The 22,247-nt window shown below is 68.9% G+C and carries 20 protein-coding genes; 10 read left to right on the forward strand and 10 right to left on the reverse strand.

Annotation, left to right across the window (positions count from 1 at the left end; all coding sequences use genetic code 11):
* Positions 1–44 precede the first annotated feature (44 nt).
* Complete coding sequence (locus tag NX794_RS10705; RefSeq protein WP_258778098.1) at positions 45–464, reverse strand: GlcG/HbpS family heme-binding protein; 420 nt, start codon at positions 462–464, stop codon at positions 45–47.
* Between the two features lie 90 nt (positions 465–554).
* The gene (locus NX794_RS10710) at positions 555–1,763 is read right to left on the reverse strand and encodes an MFS transporter (RefSeq protein WP_258778099.1); all 1,209 of its coding nucleotides are present in this window, start codon (positions 1,761–1,763) and stop codon (positions 555–557) included.
* 141 nt (positions 1,764–1,904) lie between these two features.
* Here NX794_RS10710 and NX794_RS10715 point away from each other — a divergent pair, with 141 nt between their 5' ends.
* Positions 1,905–2,363, forward strand: a complete 459-nt coding sequence (locus NX794_RS10715) for a MarR family winged helix-turn-helix transcriptional regulator (RefSeq protein WP_258778100.1) — start codon at positions 1,905–1,907, stop codon at positions 2,361–2,363.
* Positions 2,364–2,372: 9 nt separating this feature from the next.
* Positions 2,373–2,825, forward strand: a complete 453-nt coding sequence (locus NX794_RS10720; RefSeq protein WP_258778102.1) for a GNAT family N-acetyltransferase — start codon at positions 2,373–2,375, stop codon at positions 2,823–2,825.
* 67 nt (positions 2,826–2,892) lie between these two features.
* On the opposite strand, the gene NX794_RS10725 is transcribed toward NX794_RS10720, so the two are convergent.
* The gene (locus tag NX794_RS10725; protein WP_258778103.1) at positions 2,893–4,287 is read right to left on the reverse strand and encodes a serine hydrolase domain-containing protein; all 1,395 of its coding nucleotides are present in this window, start codon (positions 4,285–4,287) and stop codon (positions 2,893–2,895) included.
* Positions 4,288–5,223: 936 nt separating this feature from the next.
* Here NX794_RS10725 and NX794_RS36055 point away from each other — a divergent pair.
* Positions 5,224–6,201 carry an MFS transporter gene (locus NX794_RS36055; RefSeq protein WP_428985887.1) on the forward strand — a complete coding sequence of 326 codons (978 nt, stop codon included), beginning with the start codon at positions 5,224–5,226 and terminating at the stop codon, positions 6,199–6,201.
* Here NX794_RS36055 and dnaB read toward each other — a convergent pair.
* Positions 6,146–7,624, reverse strand: coding sequence for a replicative DNA helicase (dnaB, locus tag NX794_RS10730; protein ID WP_258778105.1), 1,479 nt, complete (start codon positions 7,622–7,624; stop codon positions 6,146–6,148). The genes NX794_RS36055 and dnaB overlap by 56 nt on opposite strands.
* 482 nt (positions 7,625–8,106) lie before the next feature.
* Here dnaB and NX794_RS10735 point away from each other — a divergent pair, with 482 nt between their 5' ends.
* Positions 8,107–9,444 carry an MATE family efflux transporter gene (locus NX794_RS10735; protein ID WP_258778106.1) on the forward strand — a complete coding sequence of 446 codons (1,338 nt, stop codon included), beginning with the start codon at positions 8,107–8,109 and terminating at the stop codon, positions 9,442–9,444.
* 142 nt (positions 9,445–9,586) lie between these two features.
* Here the strand turns inward: NX794_RS10735 and rplI are convergent, their stop codons facing one another.
* The 4 genes from rplI to rpsF form a co-directional block, all read right to left on the reverse strand.
* Positions 9,587–10,033, reverse strand: coding sequence for a 50S ribosomal protein L9 (gene rplI / locus NX794_RS10740; protein ID WP_258778107.1), 447 nt, complete (start codon positions 10,031–10,033; stop codon positions 9,587–9,589).
* Positions 10,034–10,051: 18 nt separating this feature from the next.
* Positions 10,052–10,288 carry a 30S ribosomal protein S18 gene (gene rpsR / locus NX794_RS10745; RefSeq protein ID WP_003949403.1) on the reverse strand — a complete coding sequence of 79 codons (237 nt, stop codon included), beginning with the start codon at positions 10,286–10,288 and terminating at the stop codon, positions 10,052–10,054.
* A 41-nt stretch (positions 10,289–10,329) separates the two neighbouring features.
* Entirely contained in the window at positions 10,330–10,944 is a 615-nt protein-coding gene (locus NX794_RS10750) for a single-stranded DNA-binding protein (protein WP_258778108.1), read from the reverse strand.
* Between the two features lie 78 nt (positions 10,945–11,022).
* A complete protein-coding gene (rpsF, locus tag NX794_RS10755; protein WP_014673750.1) occupies positions 11,023–11,313 on the reverse strand; it encodes a 30S ribosomal protein S6 in 291 nt (96 codons plus the stop codon).
* A 246-nt stretch (positions 11,314–11,559) separates the two neighbouring features.
* On the opposite strand from rpsF, the gene NX794_RS10760 reads away from it, so the two are divergent.
* From NX794_RS10760 to NX794_RS10770, 3 genes are all read left to right on the forward strand, one after another.
* Positions 11,560–11,871 (forward strand): hypothetical protein, encoded by a 312-nt coding sequence (locus NX794_RS10760; protein ID WP_258778111.1) that lies wholly within the window; start codon positions 11,560–11,562, stop codon positions 11,869–11,871.
* A 103-nt stretch (positions 11,872–11,974) separates the two neighbouring features.
* Positions 11,975–13,096, forward strand: coding sequence for a lipid II:glycine glycyltransferase FemX (locus tag NX794_RS10765; protein WP_258778112.1), 1,122 nt, complete (start codon positions 11,975–11,977; stop codon positions 13,094–13,096).
* An 83-nt stretch (positions 13,097–13,179) separates the two neighbouring features.
* Entirely contained in the window at positions 13,180–14,211 is a 1,032-nt protein-coding gene (locus NX794_RS10770; RefSeq protein ID WP_258778114.1) for an alanine racemase, read from the forward strand.
* Between the two features lie 108 nt (positions 14,212–14,319).
* Here the strand turns inward: NX794_RS10770 and NX794_RS10775 are convergent, their stop codons facing one another.
* Together NX794_RS10775 and NX794_RS10780 are read right to left on the reverse strand one after the other, a co-directional pair.
* Positions 14,320–15,873, reverse strand: a complete 1,554-nt coding sequence (locus NX794_RS10775; protein WP_258778115.1) for a glycosyltransferase family 87 protein — start codon at positions 15,871–15,873, stop codon at positions 14,320–14,322.
* Between the two features lie 124 nt (positions 15,874–15,997).
* Complete coding sequence (locus NX794_RS10780; RefSeq protein WP_258778116.1) at positions 15,998–18,661, reverse strand: transglycosylase domain-containing protein; 2,664 nt, start codon at positions 18,659–18,661, stop codon at positions 15,998–16,000.
* 385 nt (positions 18,662–19,046) lie between these two features.
* Between NX794_RS10780 and NX794_RS10785 the strand changes: the two genes are divergently transcribed.
* From NX794_RS10785 to NX794_RS10795, 3 genes are all read left to right on the forward strand, one after another.
* Complete coding sequence (locus NX794_RS10785) at positions 19,047–19,730, forward strand: PadR family transcriptional regulator (protein ID WP_258778118.1); 684 nt, start codon at positions 19,047–19,049, stop codon at positions 19,728–19,730.
* A 43-nt stretch (positions 19,731–19,773) separates the two neighbouring features.
* Complete coding sequence (locus NX794_RS10790) at positions 19,774–20,856, forward strand: inositol-3-phosphate synthase (protein WP_258778119.1); 1,083 nt, start codon at positions 19,774–19,776, stop codon at positions 20,854–20,856.
* Positions 20,857–20,958: 102 nt separating this feature from the next.
* Complete coding sequence (locus tag NX794_RS10795) at positions 20,959–22,239, forward strand: MFS transporter (RefSeq protein ID WP_258778120.1); 1,281 nt, start codon at positions 20,959–20,961, stop codon at positions 22,237–22,239.
* The last annotated feature ends 8 nt before the right edge of the window (positions 22,240–22,247 follow it).

Genomic DNA, 22,247 nt, shown 5'->3' on the forward strand with positions numbered 1-22,247 from the left:
GCTCGAAGTGGTGGAGCCGGCGTCGTCCGTTTCGGACCAGGTGATCAGACGAGGGCCTGTACCGCTGCGGTAGCGAAGCCGTGATCCTGCTCCGGCGCACCCCCACCGACGCCGACCGCGCCGATCAGACGGCCGTCGCGGTGGACGGGGACGCCGCCCGCGATGAACAGCAAGGGCCGGTCGAGGGCCGTGGGCAGCGTGTGGAAGAGGCCGCCCGGCTGCACCGCGTCGACCAGGTCGGCGGTGGGCGAGTTGAGCTGGAGCGCCGTGTAGGCCTTGCGGGTGCTGGTCTCGCCGGAGATCAGCACGGCCCGGTCGTCACGGCGGAAGGCGAGGAGGTGACCGCCCGCGTCCAGCACGGTGACGCTGACGGTGACACCGGCGTCCTCGGCTGCGCGACGGGCCGTGGCGACCAGCAGCTCGGCGTCCTCGATGGTAAGCGGGGCGGCGACGGTGGTGCTCATGGAGCTTTCTCCTTGGTGATGCTGAGGTGGGGCTTGGTGCGGCTTGCTGTGACGGGCGGGGCCCGGTACGGAGGTCTGCGGGGACCGGAGTCAGTGGTGGACAGGCGTCCGCTGCTCGGCGGGGACACCGGAGGCGAGCGCCGTGCCGTGCGCGGCCTGGCGGCGTTCCAGCGCGGCCGAGACGACGGCGAGAACGAGGGCGCCGGCCGCGAGAACGGCACCGACCCAGTTGGGAGCGGTGTAGCCGAAGCCGGCCGAGATCACGAGACCGCCGAGCCAGGCCGAGAGCGCGTTGCCCAGGTTGAAGGCGCCGATGTTCACGGCCGAGGCGAGCGTCGGGGCTCCGTGCGCCTGGTCCAGGACGCGCTTTTGCAGCGGCGGGACGGTGGCGAAGCCGAGCGCACCGATCAGGGCGATGGTCACGGCCGCGGCGACCTTGTTGTGGGCGGTCACCGTGAAGAGCGCCAGGACGACGGCCAGCGCGCCCAGCGAGACGTACAGCATGGGCATGAGGGCGCGGTCGGCGAACCTGCCGCCGACGAGGTTGCCGCCGACCATGCCGAGGCCGAACAGGACCAGCAGCCAGGTGACGGAGCCGTCGGCGAAGCCGGCGATGTGGGTCATCATCGGCGCGATGTAGGTGATGGCCGCGAAGACGCCGCCGAAGCCGAGGACGGTCATCGCCATGGCGAGTAGGACCTGGGCGTTCTTGAAGGCGGCCAGCTCGTGCCGCAGACGTACACCCTCCGGCCGCGGCATCTCGGGGACCAGCTTGGCGATACCGGCGAGGCCGAGAACTCCGAGGCCGGCGACGATGGCGAAGGTGATGCGCCAGCCGACGTGCTGCCCGATGAGCGTGCCGAGCGGAACACCGATGACGTTGGCGACGGTGAGACCGGTGAACATCATGGCGATGGCCCCGGCCCTCTTGTGGGGGGCCACCAGTTCCGCCGCGACCACCGAGCCGATACCGAAGAAGGCTCCGTGGGCGAGCGAGGCGACCACCCGTCCGATCAGCATGACCGCGAAAGCGGGGGCCACCGCGGAGAGCAGGTTGCCCGCGATGAAGAGGCCCATGAGGAGCATCAGCATGCGCTTGCGGGGGACCTTGGTGCCGAGCACGGTCATGAGCGGGGCACCGAGGACCACACCCAGCGCGTAGCCGGTCACGAGCAGGCCCGCAGTGGGGATGGAGACCCCGAAGTCACCCGCCACCTCGGGCAGCAAGCCCATGATGACGAACTCGGTGGTTCCGATTCCGAAGGCCCCGATCGCGAGGGCCAGGAGCGCGAGAGGCATGTGGGGGTACACCCTTCCCAGATGATTGCAGGTGCGCTTTGCGTGCCATCACAATAATTGCAGGCGCGGGTTAATTGCAAGCGCCGACTATTGCAGGGGTGCTCTATCCTGGACACAGGTCCCGGGACGGAGGAGACAGCCATGACAGCGACGGACCCCGCGCTCACCGCCCTTGCCCAGGGCTGGTGCGCCCTCTCTGCGCTGCACGGAAGGATCGAGACGCACATCGAACGCGCCCTGCAGGCGAAGCACGACCTGAGCGTGCGCGAGTATTCCCTGCTCGACGTGCTCAGCCGTCAGCACGACGGCGAGGGCGGCCATCTGCAGATGAAGCAGGTGGCCGACGCGGTCGTCCTCAGCCAGAGCGCGACTACACGTCTGGTGACCCGGCTGGAGGACCGCGGCCTGCTGGAGCGCTATCTGTGCCCCACCGACCGGCGAGGCATCTACACCAACGTCACCGAGGCGGGCCTGCTCCTGCTGGAGGAGGCCCGGCCCACCAACGACGCCGCACTGCGCGAGGCCCTGAACGACGCCTCCCAGGTCCCCGAACTGGCCCCGCTGGTCCGCGTCGTGGAGTCCCCGCACGTCCCCGCGTAGGCTGCGGCCATGGGAGACCTTGAAATACGGCGGGCAACAGCGGCCGACCTGCCGGCCGTCGTCGCGATGCTGGCCGACGATCCACTGGGCGCCCAGCGCGAGTCGCCGCAGGATCTGACTCCGTACCGGGCCGCGCTGGAGCGCCTCGACGCCGACGCCAATCAGCATCTCGTCGTCGCCGTCCGGGAAGGCCGGGTGATCGGTACCCTCCAGCTCACGCTCATTCCCGGTCTTTCCCACCGTGGGGCGACCCGCGCGCTGATCGAGGCCGTGCGCATCCACGCCGAGGAACGCGGCAGCGGACTCGGCGGCCGGCTCATCGAGTGGGCGATCGACACCTCACGGTCGCTCGGCTGCCAGATGGTGCAGCTGACGTCCGACAAGTCCCGCACGGACGCCCATCGTTTCTACGAGCGACTGGGCTTCATCGCCTCGCACGAGGGATTCAAGTTGAAGCTGTGAGCGCCTGGCACCCCGCGCGGGACAGCGGGGGGTGTTTCACGTGAAACACCCCCCGCCGTGCCCGTGCCTACACCTTCGGGTCGATCCCCCGCCACCCCTCCGGATCCACGCCGCCCGGTACCGAAGCCTCGGGGTCATAGGGCTGCCGTGTGAACACGAACGAGCCGAGATCCAAGTGGCCCACGGATCCGTCCGCCCCTCGTACGGGCCGCAGCAGCTCCCCGGCGAAATACCCCTCAAGACCGGTCCAGGTGTCGTCACCGTTCGAGCGGAATCGGGCCCGGCGCCCGCCGCCGCTCAACGGGCCCAGCGCGAGCAGACCGTCCGCGCTCACCCGAAGGCCGAAGGCATGCGTCCCCCAGTACCACTGCCCTGCCAGCTCCAGGACGGTCGGGGCGACCTCGCGCAGCGGGCGCCACGGTTCGGGGATCCGAGGCTCTGCCTCCGAGACGATCCGTACGAGGTCGGCGCCCACGGCGCCGAGCAGCGGCCCACTGGTGCAGTTGGCGAGGACCACCGCGGCCACGTCGTCCTCCACACTGATCGTGAGGTTCGCCAGGAAGCCGGGCAGCGAGCCGGAGTGTCCGACGAGCAGTCGGCCGTCACGGGCCTGAATCTGCAGTCCCAGACCGTAGCTGATGCCGTCCCGCACGTCCGCAGCCTCGGCGGGTGCCGCCGGGGCCCGCATCTCCCGCACCGACTCGGCGCTCAGCACCCGGTCGTCGCCACGGGCGAGGAACACGGCGAACCGGGCGAGATCCTCCGTGGTCGACCACAGCTGTCCGGCAGGCGCCATCCGGCCGAGGTCCTCCAGCGGCTCCGGCAGCAGCGCATCGGCCCAGGGATGCACGGCCCACCCGCCCGCGTACGGCGACTGCGGCCGGGCGCCCGTACGGCGCAGGCCGAGCGGTTCGAGGATCTCGCTGCTCAGCACCTCCTCCCAGGGGGCTCCGCGCAATGCCTCCACCAGCGCGCCGAGCACGGTGTAGCCGGGGTTGGAGTAGTGGTGCCGGCGGCCGACGGGATGCAGGAGCGGCTGCTCGCCCAGGACATCACTCAATTCGGGACGCAGGGCGCCCGGGGTCCGCTCCCACCAGGGCGCCGGCGACTCCGCGGCCAACCCGGCCGTGTGGGCGAGCAGTTCGGCGATCGTCGCCTCCCCCGCGCCGGTGCCCGGCAGATACTTCTCCAGAGGATCCCCCAGATCGAGCAGCCCCTCGTCACGCAGCCGCATCACCAGGACGGCGGTGAAGGTCTTGGTGATGGATCCGATCCGGTACTGCACGTCACCATCCGGGGCATGTCCCTCGACCGAGCTTCGCGCGCCGTGCCACACGATCTGCCCACCCCGCACCACAGCCGCGACCAGCGACGGCGCTCGCCCTTCCGACTGGGCGACGGCGATCCGATGGAGCAGCGCGCGCCGGGTGCCGGGGAGCAGGTAATCCTGAGAACTCGTCATGCCCTCAGTCCACCTTCTGCGACGACAGACGTCGAATCCATTTGCCGCCCGCCCCGGCGACGCCTTGAACTCTGGGGTTCTCAGGACGTCCTGCTCCCTGGCGCCCGGTCACGCAGGACAAGCAGCGTCCAGCCTCGGCCGGCTGGATCGAGTGGTCTGGTCGCGGCGGTGAAGAGCTCCGCGGCCCGGCGGTAGGAAAGCCGTCCTCGGCCGGTCACCGGGCAACGGTCGGCTGCCGGTGTGGAGGCGGGGGCCGTCGGTCGGTGACGAACACCGGCCCTGCGGTGCGCCCGGCCAACAGCATGGGCAGCAGACGTGCCGTGCCCCGTCCCCAGCTCAGGGGTGCTGCCGCGCCCGCCCTGGTGCGGCGGCCAGGCAGGTCGAGGTGGTCGATATTGAGGGCGGGCACCTGTTCGACGAAGGCTCTCGACTCATGGAGAAAGTGCCACAGAGCCAACTCCCGGAGCGGAGCCCGCAAGGCGAGGGCTGCCCCGGGCCCTATCCGGGTCGGCGGCAGTCGCCCTGGCGACTGCGGACGCACCAGAAGGGCTCATCGCCGGCGGTGCCAGGCCGGCGGCCGGGTCCGCGGTGATCCAGCCTTCGGCCAGCCACCATGCCGTAGCAGCACGAAGGCAGGCCAGTTCACGAACCAGTGTGCGCGGCTCCGCAGTGGCGGCTCGGTCGGCCAGCCCCCGTCGCAGCCGCTCCGGGGCCTTCGCGTCGTCGAGCAGGGCAAGAGGCACGACCGGCGGGTGGGCGCCGCGGCGCCCGCGACCGGTCGGAGCCCGGCGGTCGACCAGAGGCCAGGACCACCCGATCAGCGAGAGGCGGTAGACGCGGCGAGAGGCGCTGCCGAGACCGGCCGCAGCGAGATAGCGGTCAACGGCGGCGCCGTACTCAACCGACACCGGGAGCGCGAAGGTCTGGGAAGTGGTCATGCTCGCGGTGGTCCTCGGAATCGGTGAGGGAGGATTCAGCCCGGGCCTGACGGCTCTGGTGCCCGGCCTCGTTCCCGCGGACGACCTGGCGGACGCCAACTCGCTGCTGCAGATCGCCCAGGCTGTGACCTCGGTCGCAGGCCCGGGTCTGGCCGGCCTGCTCATCGCTGTTGCCGATGCGGGCACCGTGGTCGCTGTCGACGCGGCCAGCTACGGCGTGAGCGTCATGGCCTTGGCCGGCCTGCCCCTGTCGCGATTGGCCACGCCCCGCCGTGGGTTGGTCACCGACTTGGGACGCGGCTGGAGGGAGTTCACCTCTCGCACGTGGCTGTGGGTCACGACCCTCCACATCAGCCTCTTCAACTTCGTCCTCTGGGCCCCGTTCCTGGTGCTGGGTCCGACTCTCGCCCAGCAGCGGCTCGGCGGTGCCAGTGCCTGGGGGCTGGTGCTGGCCCTGTACGGCATCGGCTCGATCGCCAGCGGCCTGGCACTGCTCGGCAGGAACTCCGGCCGGGCACTCGTCTGGTCCGTGGCCGCGTCCGCGGGCTGGGCGCTCCCGGCAGCGGCGTTGGCGGCACGGTTGCCGCTGGGCTGGGTGGCCACAGCCGCTCTCCTCGCAGGGGCGGGCGCAGCGGTGTGTACCGCCCTCGCGACGACCGTCATCCAGCGCGAGATCCCCGCTGAGGTCCGCAGACGTGTCAGTGCGTTCGACAGCATGGGCGCCTTCGCCCTGGGGCCACTCGGACTGGCGCTGGCCGGACCGGTGTCGAACATCGTGGGGGGCCGACCGGCTCCTCGGGCTCGGTGTGCTGTGGCAACTGACCGCGGTCGCGGTGGTACTGGCGTTCCCGTCCGTTCGACGGCACGGCGCAAGGTGACGAGACCGTGCAGCGGAATCCGCGACCCTACGCGGACCCGGGTCAGGTCTGGGCCATGTCCACGAAGCGGGAGTAGTGGCCCTGGAAGGCGACCGTGATCGTCGCCGTGGGGCCGTTTCGGTGCTTGGCGACGATCAGGTCGGCCTCGCCCGCCCGGGGCGACTCCTTCTCGTAGGCGTCCTCACGGTGCAGCAGGATGACCATGTCGGCGTCCTGCTCGATGGAGCCGGACTCACGCAGGTCGGAGACCATCGGCTTCTTGTCGGTGCGCTGCTCGGGGCCACGGTTGAGCTGGGAGAGCGCGATGACCGGGATCTCCAGCTCCTTGGCGAGCAGCTTGAGGTTACGGGACATGTCCGAGACCTCCTGCTGACGGCTTTCGGCCCGCTTGGAACCGCCGGACTGCATCAGCTGGAGGTAGTCGATGACGACAAGCTTCAGGTCGTTGCGCTGCTTCAGCCGACGGCACTTGGCCCGGATCTCCATCATCGACAGGTTCGGGGAGTCGTCGATATAGAGCGGCGCGGCCGAGACGTCGGGCATGCGACGGGCGAGCCGGGTCCAGTCCTCGTCGGTCATCGTGCCGGACCGCATGTGGTGCAGTGCCACCCGCGCCTCGGCGGACAGCAGACGCATCGCGATCTCGTTGCGGCCCATCTCGAGGGAGAAGATGACGCTGGGCAGGTTGTTCTTGATCGAGGCGGCTCGTGCGAAGTCCAGGGCCAGGGTGGACTTACCCATGGCGGGGCGGGCCGCGATGACGATCATCTGACCGGGGTGCAGACCGTTCGTCAGCGAGTCGAAGTCGGTGAAACCGGTGGGCACGCCCGTCATCTCGCCGCTGCGCGAGCCGATCGCCTCGATCTCGTCGAGGGCACCCTCCATGATGTCGCCGAGCGGCAGGTAGTCCTCGCTGGTGCGCTGTTCGGTGACGGCGTAGATCTCGGCCTGGGCGCTGTTGACGATCTCGTCCACATCGCCGTCGGCCGCGTATCCCATCTGCGTGATGCGCGTGCCCGCCTCGACCAGGCGCCGCAGGACCGCCCGCTCGTGGACGATCTCCGCGTAGTACTCGGCGTTGGCCGCCGTCGGCACCGTCTGGACCAGGCTGTGCAGATAAGCGGCCCCGCCGACCTTGTTGATCTCACCGCGCTTGGTCAGCTCCGCGGCGATGGTGATCGGGTCGGCCGGCTCGCCCTTGGCGTAGATGTCCAGGATCGCCTGGTAGATCGTCTCGTGCGCGGGCTTGTAGAAGTCGTGGCCCTTGAGGATCTCGACGACGTCGGCGATGGCGTCCTTCGAGAGCAGCATGCCGCCCAGCACGGACTGCTCGGCGTCCAGGTCCTGGGGCGGCACCCGCTCGAAGGAGGACCCGCCGCCGTCCCAGTCGGCGTTCTCCCGGCCCCGGTCGTGCTGTTCGTCACGGCTCCGGCCACCGTCGCTCCGCCGCCGGGAGGCCGGCAGACGATCGCTGGGCCCGCTGTCGGCCCACGGATCGTCCAAGGGCTCGGAAATGCTCACCGAGCCACCTCCTCCCGTCCGCGCAGCGGACCTCGCCGTGGCCTTCTTTGTACGGCACGACACTGACAAAATGAGGGGCCCGCCTCCGGTCGCGACGCGTCGGTTCGATGACGATTCCGAGGCCGCGGCAGGGACGTCTCCCGGGCCGGGGAACGGAGTGGGCGCCGGACCACGTTAGGCCCCACGGCACCGTCAGCCAATCTGGTTATCCACAGGCCATGTGGACGACGGCCCGGATGCTGTGGAGAACTCGCCGAAACCTGTGCACGACCCGGTGGACAGTCCTGTGAACAAGCCCTCCCCTTCCCGCACCGAAATCGTCTGACCTGCTGCTTTGTCGTCCACCGGCTGTGCAGGAGAAAAACTTTCCCGGTCGGACCAAGATCGCTTCGAACGGTACGCGAAAGCGCGCGGCCATTGCGGGTAGGTAAGGGTCAAAAATGGTTTGCGTCGCTTACCTGTGGACGGTTAGATTAGTGCTCATGACACAGGCTCCCGCGATACCGAAGGCCGCCCGCCGACGGCACGACCGAGAGATCGTCGCGCTGGCCGTCCCCGCCTTCGGCGCCCTCATCGCCGAGCCGCTCTTCGTCATGGTGGACAGCGCGATCGTCGGTCACCTCGGCACCGCCCAGCTGGCCGGGCTCGGCATCGCCTCGGCCCTCCTCACCACCGCGGTGAGTGTCTTCGTCTTCCTCGCCTACGCCACGACGTCCGCCGTGGCCCGCCGCGTCGGCGCCGGTGATCTCCCGGCGGCCATCCGGCAAGGCATGGACGGCATCTGGCTGGCCCTCTTGCTGGGCATCGCCGTCATCGCCGTCGCCCTGCCTTTCGCTCCGGGGATCGTGCACCTCTTCGGGGCCTCCACGACCGCCGCCCCCTACGCCATCACCTACCTGCGGATCTCCGCGCTGGGCATCCCGGCCATGCTCATCGTCCTCGCCGCGACCGGAGTGCTGCGTGGTCTCCAGGACACCCGTACTCCCCTCAACGTCGCCGTGGCCGGTTTCGTCGCCAACGCCGCGCTCAACGCGGGGCTGGTCTACGGCGGCGGACTCGGCATCGCCGGCTCGGCCTGGGGCACGGTCATCGCCCAGTGCGGCATGGCCGCCGTCTATCTGGCGGTGGTCGTCCGGGGAGCCCGCCGGTACGGCGCCTCCCTCCGCCCGGATGCCGCCGGCATCCGGGCCTCGGCCCAGGCCGGCGTCCCCCTGCTGGTCCGTACGCTGTCACTGCGAGCGATCCTGATGATCGCGACGGCCGTCGCGGCACGTCTCGGCGACGCCGACATCGCCGCCCACCAGATCATCCTGTCGCTGTGGAGTCTCCTGGCCTTCGCACTCGACGCCATCGCGATCGCGGGACAGGCGATCATCGGCCGCTACCTGGGAGCCGACGACACCCGGGGCGCACGCGAGGCCTGCCGCCGCATGGTGCAGTGGGGCATCGCCGCCGGGGTGGCACTCGGCCTGCTCGTGGTGGTGGCCCGGCCGCTCTTCCTACCGCTGTTCACCGGCGACTCGGTGGTCAAGGACGCGGCCCTGCCCGCGCTGCTGATGGTCGCTTTGTCCCAGCCGGTCTGCGGCATCGTCTTCGTCCTGGACGGCGTCCTCATGGGAGCCGGGGACGGCCCCTACCTGGCCGGAGCCATGGTGATCACCCTGGCCGTCTTCACTCCCGTCGCCCTACTCATTCCTGCTCTCGGCGGCGGTCTGACAGCCGTGTGGGCAGCCATGACGCTGATGATGACGGTCCGCATGCTCACCCTGTGGCTGCGGGCGCGCTCCGGCCGATGGATCGTGACCGGCGCCAGCCGTTGAGGGAGGCCGACCGCGATGCCGCGGCTGTTTCACGTGAAACGTAGCGTGTTCGGCGTCGGTCCAGGTAGCAGCCGGTACACACACGCGAAGAGGCCGCCCCCACCGGGGCGGCCTCTTCATATCTGCTCAACCGAGCGCGGCGTCAGCCCGCGACGACCTCGATGTTGACCTTGGCGGCAACCTCGGGGTGCAGACGCACGGACGTCTCGTGGGCGCCCAGCGTCTTGATCGGAGCGGTCAGCTCGATGCGGCGCTTGTCGACCTCGGGGCCACCGGAAGCCTTGATCGCGGACGCGATGTCGGCCGGGGTGACGGAACCGAAGAGACGACCGGCGTCGCCGGAGCGGACGGCCAGACGGACCTTCACGCCTTCGAGCTGGCCCTTGACCTGGTTGGCCTGCTCGATGGTCTGGATCTCGTGGATCTTGCGAGCGCGACGGATCTGCTCGACGTCCTTCTCGCCACCCTTGGTCCAGCGGATCGCGAACTTCCGCGGGATCAGGTAGTTACGAGCGTAACCGTCCTTGACGTCGACAACGTCGCCGGCGGCACCGAGGCCAGAGACCTCGTGGGTCAGGATGATCTTCATGAGTCGGTCACCCTTTCCTTAGCGCGCGGTGGACGTGTAGGGCAGCAGCGCCATCTCACGGCTGTTCTTGACGGCCGTGGCGACGTCACGCTGGTGCTGCGTGCAGTTGCCGGTCACGCGGCGGGCACGGATCTTGCCGCGGTCGGAAATGAACTTCCGCAGCATGTTCGTGTCCTTGTAGTCCACGTACGTGACCTTGTCCTTGCAGAAAGCGCAGACCTTCTTCTTAGGCTTGCGCACAGGCGGCTTCGCCATGGTGTTTCTCCTGTGTGATCAAGAAGTGTGGATACGAGCCCTTAGAAGGGGGGCTCGTCCGAGTAGCCGCCACCGCCGCCGGAGCCGCCGGAGCTGCCGGAGCCGCCGGAGCCGCCGCCCCAGCCGCCGCCACCCTGGTTGCCACCGGCGGGAGCACCGGTCGCCCACGGGTCGTCGGCAGGAGCGCCGCCGCCCTGCTGGCCGCCACCGGGGCCACCGCCCCAGCCGCCGCCCTGCTGGCCGCCGCCACCGCCACCGCCGTAACCGCCCTGGCCGCCTCGGCCGCCGCCACCGGCGGTCTTGGTGACCTTCGCCGTGGCATTGCGCAGGCTGGGGCCGACTTCGTCGACGTCCAGCTCGTAGACCGTGCGCTTGACGCCCTCACGGTCCTCGTAGGACCGCTGCTTCAGCCGGCCCTGCACGATGACGCGCATGCCTCGCTGGAGCGACTCGGCGACGTTCTCCGCCGCCTGCCGCCAGACCGAGCAGGTCAGGAACAGGCTCTCGCCGTCCTTCCACTCGTTCGTCTGGCGGTCGAAGGTGCGGGGAGTGGACGCGACACGGAACTTCGCGACCGCCGCACCGGACGGGGTGAAGCGCAGCTCGGGGTCGTCGACAAGATTGCCGATGACCGTGATGACGGTCTCGCCTGCCATGGGGGAACCTCTCGGCGGGTTTGCTGCTCTGGCTGCTTGCTGGCTACTCGGATCCCGAGATCAGCTGAGCGGAAGGGCTCAGTGGGTCTCGGGACGGAGGACCTTGGTCCGGAGGACCGACTCGTTCAGGTTCATCTGGCGGTCGAGCTCCTTGACGACCGCAGGCTCGGCCTGCAGGTCGATGACCGAGTAGATGCCCTCGGGCTTCTTCTTGATCTCGTAGGCGAGACGACGACGGCCCCAGGTGTCGACCTTCTCAACCTTGCCGCCGCCGTCACGGACGACAGACAGGAAGTTCTCGATCAGCGGGGAGACAGCACGCTCCTCGAGATCGGGGTCGAGGATGACCATCACCTCGTAGTGACGCATGTGGAACCCACCTCCTTTGGACTCAGCGGCCACGGTCGATCCGTGGCAGGAGGGTTGCGATGCGTACGCAACGGTATCGGCCGCCACTGACAATCGGGATTGGCAGGCCTGGGCAGACACCGGTGCAGACGCTACAGACTACCCGCACACCCGCTTCCGGTTGAAATCAGGCCCGGAAGGCCGTCAGTCTGTACACGTCGGGTGTGTACGGCGCTACGATGCGCCGCCTTCCGCAGGAGGTGCCCTATGGCACAGGCATTGCAGCCCAATACCGCCGGATCCCTCTTCGCCACGGACGGCAAGCCCCATCCGCTCCAGGACGGCCTGGCAGTGGCCACCCTGGTGCTGGGGCTGCTGGCCTTCATCACCTCGTTCTTCCCAGGCCTGCACCTGCTGGCGTCCTGGGCCGGCCTGATCGGCATCGTCGCCGGCGCGTACGGGCAGTGGATCTCGGTGACCACGCGCGAGCGCTTCGGCCTGGTGCTGGGTCTCGGTGCCTCGGGAGTCGGTTTCCTCCTCGGCATGGCGAACGGCGGACTCTTCGGCGGCCTCTTCTAAGGCGTACGGCCAGTCGGGGCGCTCGCAAGGCGCAGTAGGCTTCGGCGCGAGAGCCGGAGCCCCTGTACCCATGGGGACACACCAGCCCGAGGAGCGCCCCGACATGAGCCTGACCCTGAGGACCATCAGCCGCGAGCAGCATCTGGCCTACATCCAGAGCCTGCCGTCGGCGAGCCACATGCAGGTCCCGGCATGGGCCGACGTGAAGGCGGAGTGGCGCTCGGAGAACCTCGGCTGGTTCGACGACCGCACCGGCGAGATGGTCGGCGCGGGCATGGTCCTCTACCGCCAGCTGCCCAAGATCAAGCGCTACCTCGCCTACCTCCCCGAGGGCCCGGTCATCAACTGGTACGCCCCGAACCTGGACGACTGGATCCAGCCGATGCTGGCGCACCTGAAGCAGCAGGGCGCGTTCTCCGTGAAGATGGGCCCGCCGGTGATCATCCGGCGCTGGAACGCCGACACCATCAAGCGGGGCATCCAGGACCCGGACGTGAAGCGGCTGCGCGATTTGGAGGCCGACTTCATCGAGCCGCGTGCCTTCGAGGTGGCCGACAAGCTGCGCCGTATGGGCTGGCAGCAGGGCGAGGACGGCGGCGCCGGCTTCGGCGACGTGCAGCCCCGCTACGTCTATCAGGTGCCGCTGGCCAACCGGTCTCTGGAAGAGGTCCACAAGAACTTCAACCAGCTGTGGCGCCGCAACATCAAGAAGGCCGAGAAGGCCGGCGTCGAGGTCGTCCAGGGCGGATACCAGGACCTGGCCGAGTGGCAGCGGCTGTACGAGATCACGGCCGTGCGCGACCATTTCCGGCCGCGCCCGCTGTCGTACTTCCAGCGCATGTGGACGGCCCTCAACACCGAGGACCCCAACCGCATGCGGCTCTACTTCGCCCGTCACAACGGTGTGAACCTCTCCGCCGCGACGATGCTGATCGTCGGCGGCCATGTCTGGTACTCCTACGGCGCCTCCGACAACATCGGCCGTGAGGTCCGGCCCTCGAACGCGATGCAGTGGCGCATGCTATGCGACGCGTACGCGCTCGGCGCCACCGTCTACGACCTGCGTGGCATCTCCGACTCGCTGGACGAGACGGACCACCTGTTCGGCCTGATCCAGTTCAAGGTCGGCACCGGCGGTCAGGCCGCCGAGTACCTGGGCGAGTGGGACTTCCCGCTGAACAAGCTGCTCCACAAGGCCCTCGACATCTACATGTCGCGCCGCTGAGCCGCGGGCGTTTGATTCCATAGGCTCCACAGCTTCCACACCTGCGATACACGGCAGCCACGAGAAAGGTTCCGGGTCCGGCCATGGCGCTCACGCTCTACGTCGACACCGCGCGCTGGCGGGCGCACCACAAGCACGTGCAGGAGCAGTTCCCGGGACTCGTCCCGGTCTGCAAGGGCAACGGCTACGGCTTCGGGCACGAGCGCCTGGCCGAGGAGGCCACGCGGCTCGGTGCGGACATGCTCGCCGTCGGCACCACGTACGAGGCCGCGCGGGTCAAGGACTTCTTCGGCGGTGACCTGCTGGTCCTCACGCCGTACCGGCGTGGCGAGGAGCCCGTGCCGCTGCCGGACCGGGTCGTCCGTTCGGTGTCGTCGATCGACGGCGTCTACGGCCTCGTCGGAGCACGCGTCGTCATCGAGGTGATGTCCTCGATGAAGCGGCACGGCATCAGCGAGCAGGATCTGCCGCAGCTGCACCAGGCCATAGAGAACGTCCGCCTGGAGGGCTTCGCCATCCATCTGCCGCTCGACCGCACCGACGGCTCGGACGCCGTCGAGGAGGTCATCGGCTGGATGGACCGGCTGCGCGCGGCCCGGCTGCCGCTGCACACGATGTTCGTCAGCCACCTCAAGGCCGACGAACTCGCCCGGCTGCAGCAGCAGTTCCCGCAGACCCGGTTCCGTGCCCGCATCGGCACACGGCTGTGGCTGGGGGACCACGACGCGACCGAGTACCGCGGTGCCGTCCTGGACGTCACGCGGGTGGCCAAGGGCGACCGGTTCGGCTACCGGCAGCAGAAGGCCGCCTCCGACGGCTTCCTGGTGGTCGTGGCGGGCGGTACGTCGCACGGAGTGGGCCTGGAGGCCCCGAAGGCGCTGCACGGCGTCATGCCGCGCGCCAAGGGCGTCGCACGGGCCGGCCTCGCCACGGTCAACCGGAACCTCGCCCCGTTCGTCTGGGGCGGCAAGCAGCGCTGGTTCGCCGAGCCGCCGCACATGCAGGTGTCGATCCTTTTCGTGCCGTCGGACGCTCCCGAGCCGCACGTCGGGGATGAGCTGGTGGCCCATCTGCGGCATACCACCACGCAGTTCGACCGGATCGTGGACCGCTAGGCCCCACGACCGGGAGGATCAAGAGGAGGGCCGTACGCACGGTGTTCGTACGGCCCTCCTCCGTCTCCGCGACGCGGCCTTGTGCGACCCGCGCTCAGCGGGGTTCGCTCACAGCGAACGACTCTCGGGGGACAGCGACTCGGGCCGGCCCCAGTCCACCTGGGGGCCGTCGAAGCCGGCGGCGTGCCGCGCCGGACGAGCCCCCGCGCCGAGTACGAAGACGTCCTCGGCGCCGTCGAGCACTCCGCCGGACGGGTCGTCGTCGCCCGAGCGGCGCACCACGTCACGTTCCGGCATGAGGATGTCCCGCACAACGACGGCGCACAGGTACAGGGTTCCCGCCAGGTGCACCACGATCGCCCAGTGGTAACCGTGCGTGGGCAGGCCCTTGTGGGCGTCTCCGCTGGTCGTGTACGCGAGGTACATCCAGATGCCCAGAAAGTACACCACCTCGCAGGCCTGCCAGATCAGGAAGTCCCGCCACTTGGGCCGGGCGAGCGCTGCCAGCGGCACCAGCCACAGGACGTACTGCGGGGAGTACACCTTGTTGGTCAGGACGAAGGCCGCCACGATCAGGAAGGCGAGCTGGGCGAAGCGCGGCCGCCGGGGAGCGGTGAACGTGAGCGCGGCGATACCGAGGAAGCAGAGCACCACCAGCACCGAGGCCATGGTGTTCACGAACTCCGTGGACGGCGGGCTGCTGGAGTTCTGCGCCCAGATCAGCCAGAAGGATCCGAAGTCGACGCCGCGCTCCTTGCTGAAGGTGTAGAACTTCGCCCAGCCCTCACGGATATGGAAGCCCGTCGCGTCGTGCGTGAGCATCACCGGGAGGTTCACCAGCAGCCAGGCGACCACCGCACCGACCACTGCCCGCAGGAAGTCACGCCATTTGCCGGCCCGCCAGCAGAGCAGCAGCAGGGGCCCCAGCAGGAAGGCCGGATAGAGCTTGGCGGCGGTAGCCAGGCCCAGCAGGACACCGAAGGCGACGGCCCGGCCCCTGGACCACATCAGCATGGCGGCGGCCGTGAGAGCGACCGCGAAGAGGTCCCAGTTGATGGTGGCGGTCAGCGCGAAAGCGGGGGCGAGGGCGACCAGCAGACCGTCCCAGGGGCGCCGGCGGTGGGTACGGGCCACACAGACGGCGATGACCGCCGCGCAGGCCATCAGCATTCCGGCGTTGACGAACCAGTACCACTGCTCCTGGTGCTGGATGCTGCCGCTGTGCGGGGTCAGCCAGGAGGCCACCTCCATGAACACTCCGGTCAGCACCGGGTACTCGAGGTAGTCCATGTCGCCCGGGAGCTTGTCGAAGTACGGCACCAGATGATCGGCGAACCCACGGCCCTGATAAAGGTGCGGGATGTCCGAGTAGCAGGCGTGCGTGTACTGGCTGCTCGCGCCGAAGAACCAGGAGCCCTGGTAGCAAGGCGCCTTCTGGACCAAGCCGAGGGCGAACATGCCGATCGCCACGAGCGCGACGATCCGCAGGGGAGTCCACCAGGAACCGCCGGCCAGGGCACGCCGCCCCAGCGGGCCTCCGATCAGCTCACTGCCGGTCGCGGCGAGCGCGTCCTCACGGGTCGGCGCCACCTGCTCCGCCGGAACGGCCGCCGCGGGCTCGGGGTCGTGCACGCCCGCGGGCGTCATCTCTGCACTGGGCATGGGCACATCCTGCCGTACCCGCATGAGAAAACGCCGAGGGCCGCCGCACCCGGTCGGTGCGGCGGCCCATGTTTCACGTGAAACACCCACGGCGGGCGAATACTCGCCAACCGGTCACACCCGGCTAGCCGGTCGGTCCTCCGAAGATGCCACCGTTGCCGTTGCCCCTGGTATTTCCGCCGTCGTCCGTCTCGGTACCGGTGGGATCGGGGGACGGACCGCCATCCGTACCGCCGGCGTCCACGCCGCCGTTGTCGGCACCTCCGTTGTCGGTGCAGTCGTCACCCCAGCCGAGCTGGCAGGTGTCGCTCGGGGTCGGCGTCGGGCTCGGGGTGGTCTTGCTGGGCGTCGGGCTCGGCGTATCGCTGGGCGTATCGCTGGGCGTGATCGAGATGCTCGGAGTCGGCGAAGGGGCACCCGCCTCGTCCTGGACCTTGCCGATCTCGGTGGCGTCCGGGAAGCCGGGGTCGGACTTGCCCTTGAGGGCGGCCTCCATGTACTTGGTCCACACCAGCGTCGGGATGTCACCACCGTGGATCGAGTCGGAACCCGCCGTGCCGTTCATGGAGAGCAGCTTGTGGTCCTTGGGGTTCTCGCGGAACATCGCGATCGAGGTGGACAGCTGCTGGGTGTAGCCCACGAACCACGCCGACTTGTTCGCGTCGGTGGTACCCGTCTTGCCCGCCGCGGTCCGGCCGAGTGCCTTGGCCTTCGTAGCCGTACCGTTCTGGATGACGTTCTGGAGGACGTCCGTGACGTTGTTGGCGATGTTCGGGTCGATCGCGTCCTTGGGCCGCGGCTTCGGTTTGGCGAAGCTCGTCGCATCCGTGCCGTTCACCTTGACCTCGGTCACGGAGTACGGCTCCGTCTGTTTGCCGGAGGCGGCGAATGTGGCGTAGGCGTCAGCCATCCGGATAGCGCTGGGCGTGGACGTACCGATGGCGAAGGACGGATTGAGGTCCTGCGACATGCTCTGCGGCAGGACGCCGGCCGCCTTGGCCACGTCCCTGACGTGTGTCATTCCCACGTCGACGCCGAGTTGCACGAACGGCGTGTTGACGGACTGCTCCATCGCCTTGCGCAGGGTGATGTATCCCCAGCGGTACGCGCTCTCGTTGTTCTGATAGAAGGGCGTGTTGTCCTTCTTGAGGTAGTACGACCCGTCCGACTTGAAAACCTTGAGATGGTCGTTGCCGTTGTACTTGCTCAGCGGGGAGACACCCTCACCGTCGGACTTGTACGTGCCGTACTTCATGGCGGCAGCCAGCACGAACGGCTTCCACGTCGAACCGACGGGGACACCTGAGGTGTCGGCGTTGTTGGTGAAGTGCCCGTTCTCGTAACCGTCACCGCCGTAGAGGGCGACGATCGCACCGTCGTTGGGCACCACCGAAGCCCCACCGAACTGGACGTACTTGTCCAGATCACGGTGCTTGGGGTCGAGGCGCTCCTTCTGGACGGTCTTCACAGCCTTGGCCAGGGCATCGACCTTGGACTTCTGGAACGTCGTGTAGATCTGGTAGCCGCCCCGGTCGAACTGCTGCTCCGTGATGTCGGAGTGGTTCAGGACGTACTTCTTCGCCGTGTCGGCCAGGTAGCTGATCTGGCCGGTCATGCCCTTGGTCGCCTTGCGGTCCCGCGGGTTCGGGTACTTGGCGACGGCGTCCTGGTAGTCCTTGTCGCTGAGGTGCTGGTCCTTGTGCATCTCGCCCAGGATCCACTTCCACCGGGCCTCGGACCGCTGGCGGTTGGCATCAGCCGTCGCCGACTTGTCGAGGCCTTCGTTGCCCGCCGGGTCGTAATACGTCGGGCCCTTGAGCAGTGCGGCGAGAAAGGCACACTCGGTCGGCTTGAGATCGACCGCGTCCTTGTTGAAGTAAGTGCGGGCGGCGGCCTGGATGCCATAGGCGCCACGACCGTAGTAGGAGGTGTTCAGGTAGCCCTGGAGGATCACCTTCTTGTCGACTTTCGTGCCCACCTTGACGGAGATGAACATCTCCTTGAACTTACGGGTGAGCGTCTGGTCCTGGCTCAGGTACGTGTTCTTCACGTACTGCTGGGTGATCGTCGACCCACCCTGCGTCTGACCGCCCCGGGCCATGTTGGCGAGGGCTCGGGCGATACCCATCGGGTCGACACCCGAGTCGTCGTAGAAGCTCTTGTTCTCCGCGGAGATCACGGCCCACTGCATGGCTTCGGGGATCTTGTCGATGGTGACGTTCTGCCGGTTGACGCCCGTGCCCGTGGCCACCATCTGTGAGCCGTCGCCCCAGTAGTAGACGTTGTTCTGGGACCGCGCGGCCAGGTTTTCGTCGGGAAGCTGGACCATCGCGTAGCCGACGCCGACCATCACCACCAGACTGCCGACGAACCCTAGGAACACCCCGGAGACGAGCTTCCAGGACGGGACCCAGCGTCGCCACCCGGCCCGCCCGGCCCTGGGATAGTCGATGAACCGCTTCTTGCCCGGCGCCGTCGTCGCGCGGCCTCTGCCGCGTCCGGGGCCGGTCGGACCACCCGGGCCGCCACGCCCGGCGCCCGGCCCTGTGTTGTCGGCCGCTCTGCGCCGGCCGCCCTTCTGCGCCGCCCGGCGGGCCTCGGCGCGGCCGCCGTAGGGGCGCTCCTCGCCTCCGAGGCCCGGGGCGTCCGGCCCGTAGGAGTCGGCAGGAGACCCGGTGGCGCCTCGCGGTGCCGCACGGCGGCCGGAGGACGAGCCGGACGGGCCGCGTCGGGCCGCGGCACGTCCGCCTTCCTGCGGCTGCGGCGGTTTGCGACGGTGCTCGCTCATCGAACGATTACTCCTCGGGCAGGCGCACTCTTGCGCGCCTGGAACGGCGGCTGATTTCCGGTCCCCCCGACATACGGATGCGGTCGGTTCCGCATTCACCCGTACTGCACCGGGGACGACGACGCTCCCCAGGCGCCACGCGGTTCCCGGTGCTGTGCATGCCGCACAGACTACGCACCGTCAAAACCGGCCGAGCCCCGAAGTTCACCCCAAAACAGGCAAGTTGCCTCCTGCGAATCGGTGATGTGATCCCGTTCACCGACTTCCCTCTTGTCGCTCGCGGGTGGCCGTTCTATCGTCTTGATGTATCGAGTCGATACATCAGCGCGAGATAAAGGCGCTGAAGGGCACCGCGGGACCGACTGCGGGACGAGAGGAGGCGACGATGAGCCGGCGCTCCGGCATCCTTGAGTTCGCCGTGCTCGGCCTGCTCCGTGAGTCCCCGATGCACGGCTACGAGCTGCGTAAACGTCTCAACACATCGCTGGGTGTGTTTCGCGCGTTCAGCTACGGGACGCTCTACCCCTGCCTCAAGACGCTGGTCGCCAACGGCTGGCTGATCGAGGAACCGGGAAGCACCCACGAGGACGCCCTCGCCGCGCCCCTCGCCGGACGCCGGGCCAAGATCGTCTATCGGCTGACGGCGGAAGGCAAGGAGCACTTCGAGGAACTGCTCTCGCAGACCGGCCCGGACGCGTACGAGGACGAGCACTTCGCCGCACGCTTCGCCTTCTTCGGGCAGACGTCCCGCGATGTGCGCATGCGTGTGCTGGAGGGCCGGCGCAGCCGGCTCGAGGAGCGCCTGGAGAAGATGCGGGCCTCTCTGGCACGCACCCGGGAGCGCCTCGACGACTACACGCTTGAGCTCCAGCGCCACGGTATGGAGTCCGTGGAGCGCGAAGTGCGCTGGCTGAACGAGCTCATCGAGAGCGAGCGGGCCGGGCGGGACCTTAAGGGTTCCGCGTCCGGAGGGACCGCTCAGCAGGACACCACCACTGGATCGACGGGCGGCCTGCCCCGTGGCGGAGGAACCTCCGGCACGGATACGCCCGACGACACCGCCACGTGAGCCCCACTCAGGGCCTCACTCGTACACACAGGGAGCAACCGGAATGGGTTCGGTTCGCGTAGCCATCGTCGGCGTGGGCAACTGCGCGGCGTCGCTGGTGCAGGGCGTCGAGTACTACAAGGACGCCGACGCGGCGTCCAAGGTCCCCGGCCTGATGCACGTGCAGTTCGGCGACTACCACGTGCGTGACATCGAGTTCGTCGCCGCGTTCGACGTCGATGCCAAGAAGGTCGGCCTCGACCTCGCGGACGCGATCGGCGCCTCCGAGAACAACACCATCAAGATCTGCGACGTGCCCCGCTCGGGTGTCACCGTCCAGCGCGGCCACACCCTCGACGGCCTCGGCAAGTACTACCGCGAGACCATCGAGGAGTCGGACGCCGAGCCGGTCGACATCGTCCAGATCCTGAAGGACAAGCAGGTCGACGTCCTGGTCTGCTACCTGCCCGTGGGCTCCGAGGACGCGGCGAAGTTCTACGCGCAGGCCGCCATCGACGCCAAGGTCGCCTTCGTCAACGCTCTCCCGGTCTTCATCGCCGGCACCAAGGAGTGGGCGGACAAGTTCACCGAGGCGGGCGTCCCGATCGTCGGTGACGACATCAAGTCGCAGGTCGGCGCCACCATCACGCACCGTGTCATGGCGAAGCTGTTCGAGGACCGCGGTGTCATCCTCGACCGCACGATGCAGCTGAACGTCGGCGGCAACATGGACTTCAAGAACATGCTCGAGCGTGAGCGCCTGGAGTCCAAGAAGATCTCCAAGACGCAGGCCGTCACCTCCCAGATCCCCGACCGGGACCTCGGCGAGAAGAACGTCCACATCGGCCCGTCCGACTACGTGGCCTGGCTGGACGACCGCAAGTGGGCGTACGTCCGCCTCGAGGGCCGCGCCTTCGGTGACGTCCCGCTGAACCTGGAGTACAAGCTCGAGGTCTGGGACTCCCCGAACTCGGCGGGTGTCATCATCGACGCCCTGCGTGCGGCCAAGATCGCCAAGGACCGCGGCATCGGTGGCCCGATCCTGTCCGCCTCCTCGTACTTCATGAAGTCCCCGCCGGTCCAGTACTTCGACGACCAGGCCCGCGAGAACGTCGAGAAGTTCATCCGCGGCGACGTCGAGCGCTGAGGCGCGGACGGCCTCGCTCGCAAGAGAACGCTCCTGCCAGGGCTGTGAAGGTCCCCGGGTCCTCCGACCCGGGGACCTTCCGCGTGTGTGAGGGTGTGATCCATGTCCGTCGTCCGTGACCTGCGCGTCCTGCTGTGTCTGCGGGACTTCCGGCGTCTGCTGTCGGTCCGTCTCCTGTCCCAGGGTGCCGACGGCGTCTACCAGGTCGCACTCGCGACGTACGTCGTCTTCTCCCCGGAGAAGCAGACCTCGGCCACCGCGATCGCCTCGGCGATGGCGGTCCTGCTGCTCCCTTACTCCCTGGTCGGCCCGTTCGCCGGTGTGCTCCTGGACCGCTGGCGCCGTCGGCAGGTCTTCCTCTACGGCAACCTGCTGCGCGCCGCGCTGGCGGTGGTCACCGCCGCCCTGATGACCGTCCACGTCCCGGACTGGCTCTTCTACGTCTCGGCGCTGTGCGTCACGGCGGTCAACCGCTTCGTCCTCGCCGGCCTGTCCGCCGCCCTGCCGCGCGTGGCCGATGCCGAACTCCTGGTAGTGGCGAACTCCCTGTCACCCACGGCGGGCACGCTCGCCGCGACGGCCGGCGGGGGTCTGGCCTTCCTCGTGCGGATCGGGGCATCGGGCTCGGACGCGGCCGTGGTGCTGCTGGGCGCGTTCCTCTATCTCTGCGCGGGTCTCGCTTCTCTGAGCATGGCACCCACGCTGCTCGGTCCGGACCTGTCACCGCAGCGCCCGCATCTGGGAGTGGCGCTCGCGGACACCGCGCGCGATCTGTTCGCGGCCGTACGGCACCTGGCCGCTCCCAGGCGCAGGGAAGCGGCCTGGGCTCTGGCCGCGATGACGCTGATGCGCTTCTGCTACGGCGCCGTCCTCGTCCTGCTCCTCATGCTCTGCCGCTACGCCCTCGCCGAGGGCCCCGAGGACGGACTCCGCCTGTTGGGGTCGGCGCTGGCGCTGTCCGGGGCTGGATTCTTCGCGGCGGCCGTCATGAGCCCCTGGGCGGCAGGGCATCTGGGACCCGGCCGCTGGATCGCCGTGTGCTCCGGCGCCGCAGCGGTACTGACGCCCGCGCTCGGCCTGCCGTTCGCCACCGGCCCATTGCTCGCCGCCGCCTTCTTCCTGGGGCTGACCACCCAGGGGGCGAAGATCGCCACTGACACCATCGTGCAAGCCTCGGTGGCCGACGGCTTCCGCGGCCGGGTCTTCTCCGTGTACGACGTCCTCTTCAACATCGCTTTCGTCGGCGCGGCCGGAGTGGCGGCCCTGATGCTGCCGCCGGACGGCCGCTCCGTCGTCCTGATCGCGCTGGTCGCCGTGATCTACGGCGCCGTCGCCACGACCATGACCTGCGTCGAGCGACGACCGGACAGGTGCGAGCGGTGAGACGGGAA

Origin of the sequence: Streptomyces pyxinicus (genome assembly GCF_024753135.1) — a bacterium.
Lineage (GTDB): Bacteria > Actinomycetota > Actinomycetes > Streptomycetales > Streptomycetaceae > Streptomyces > Streptomyces pyxinicus.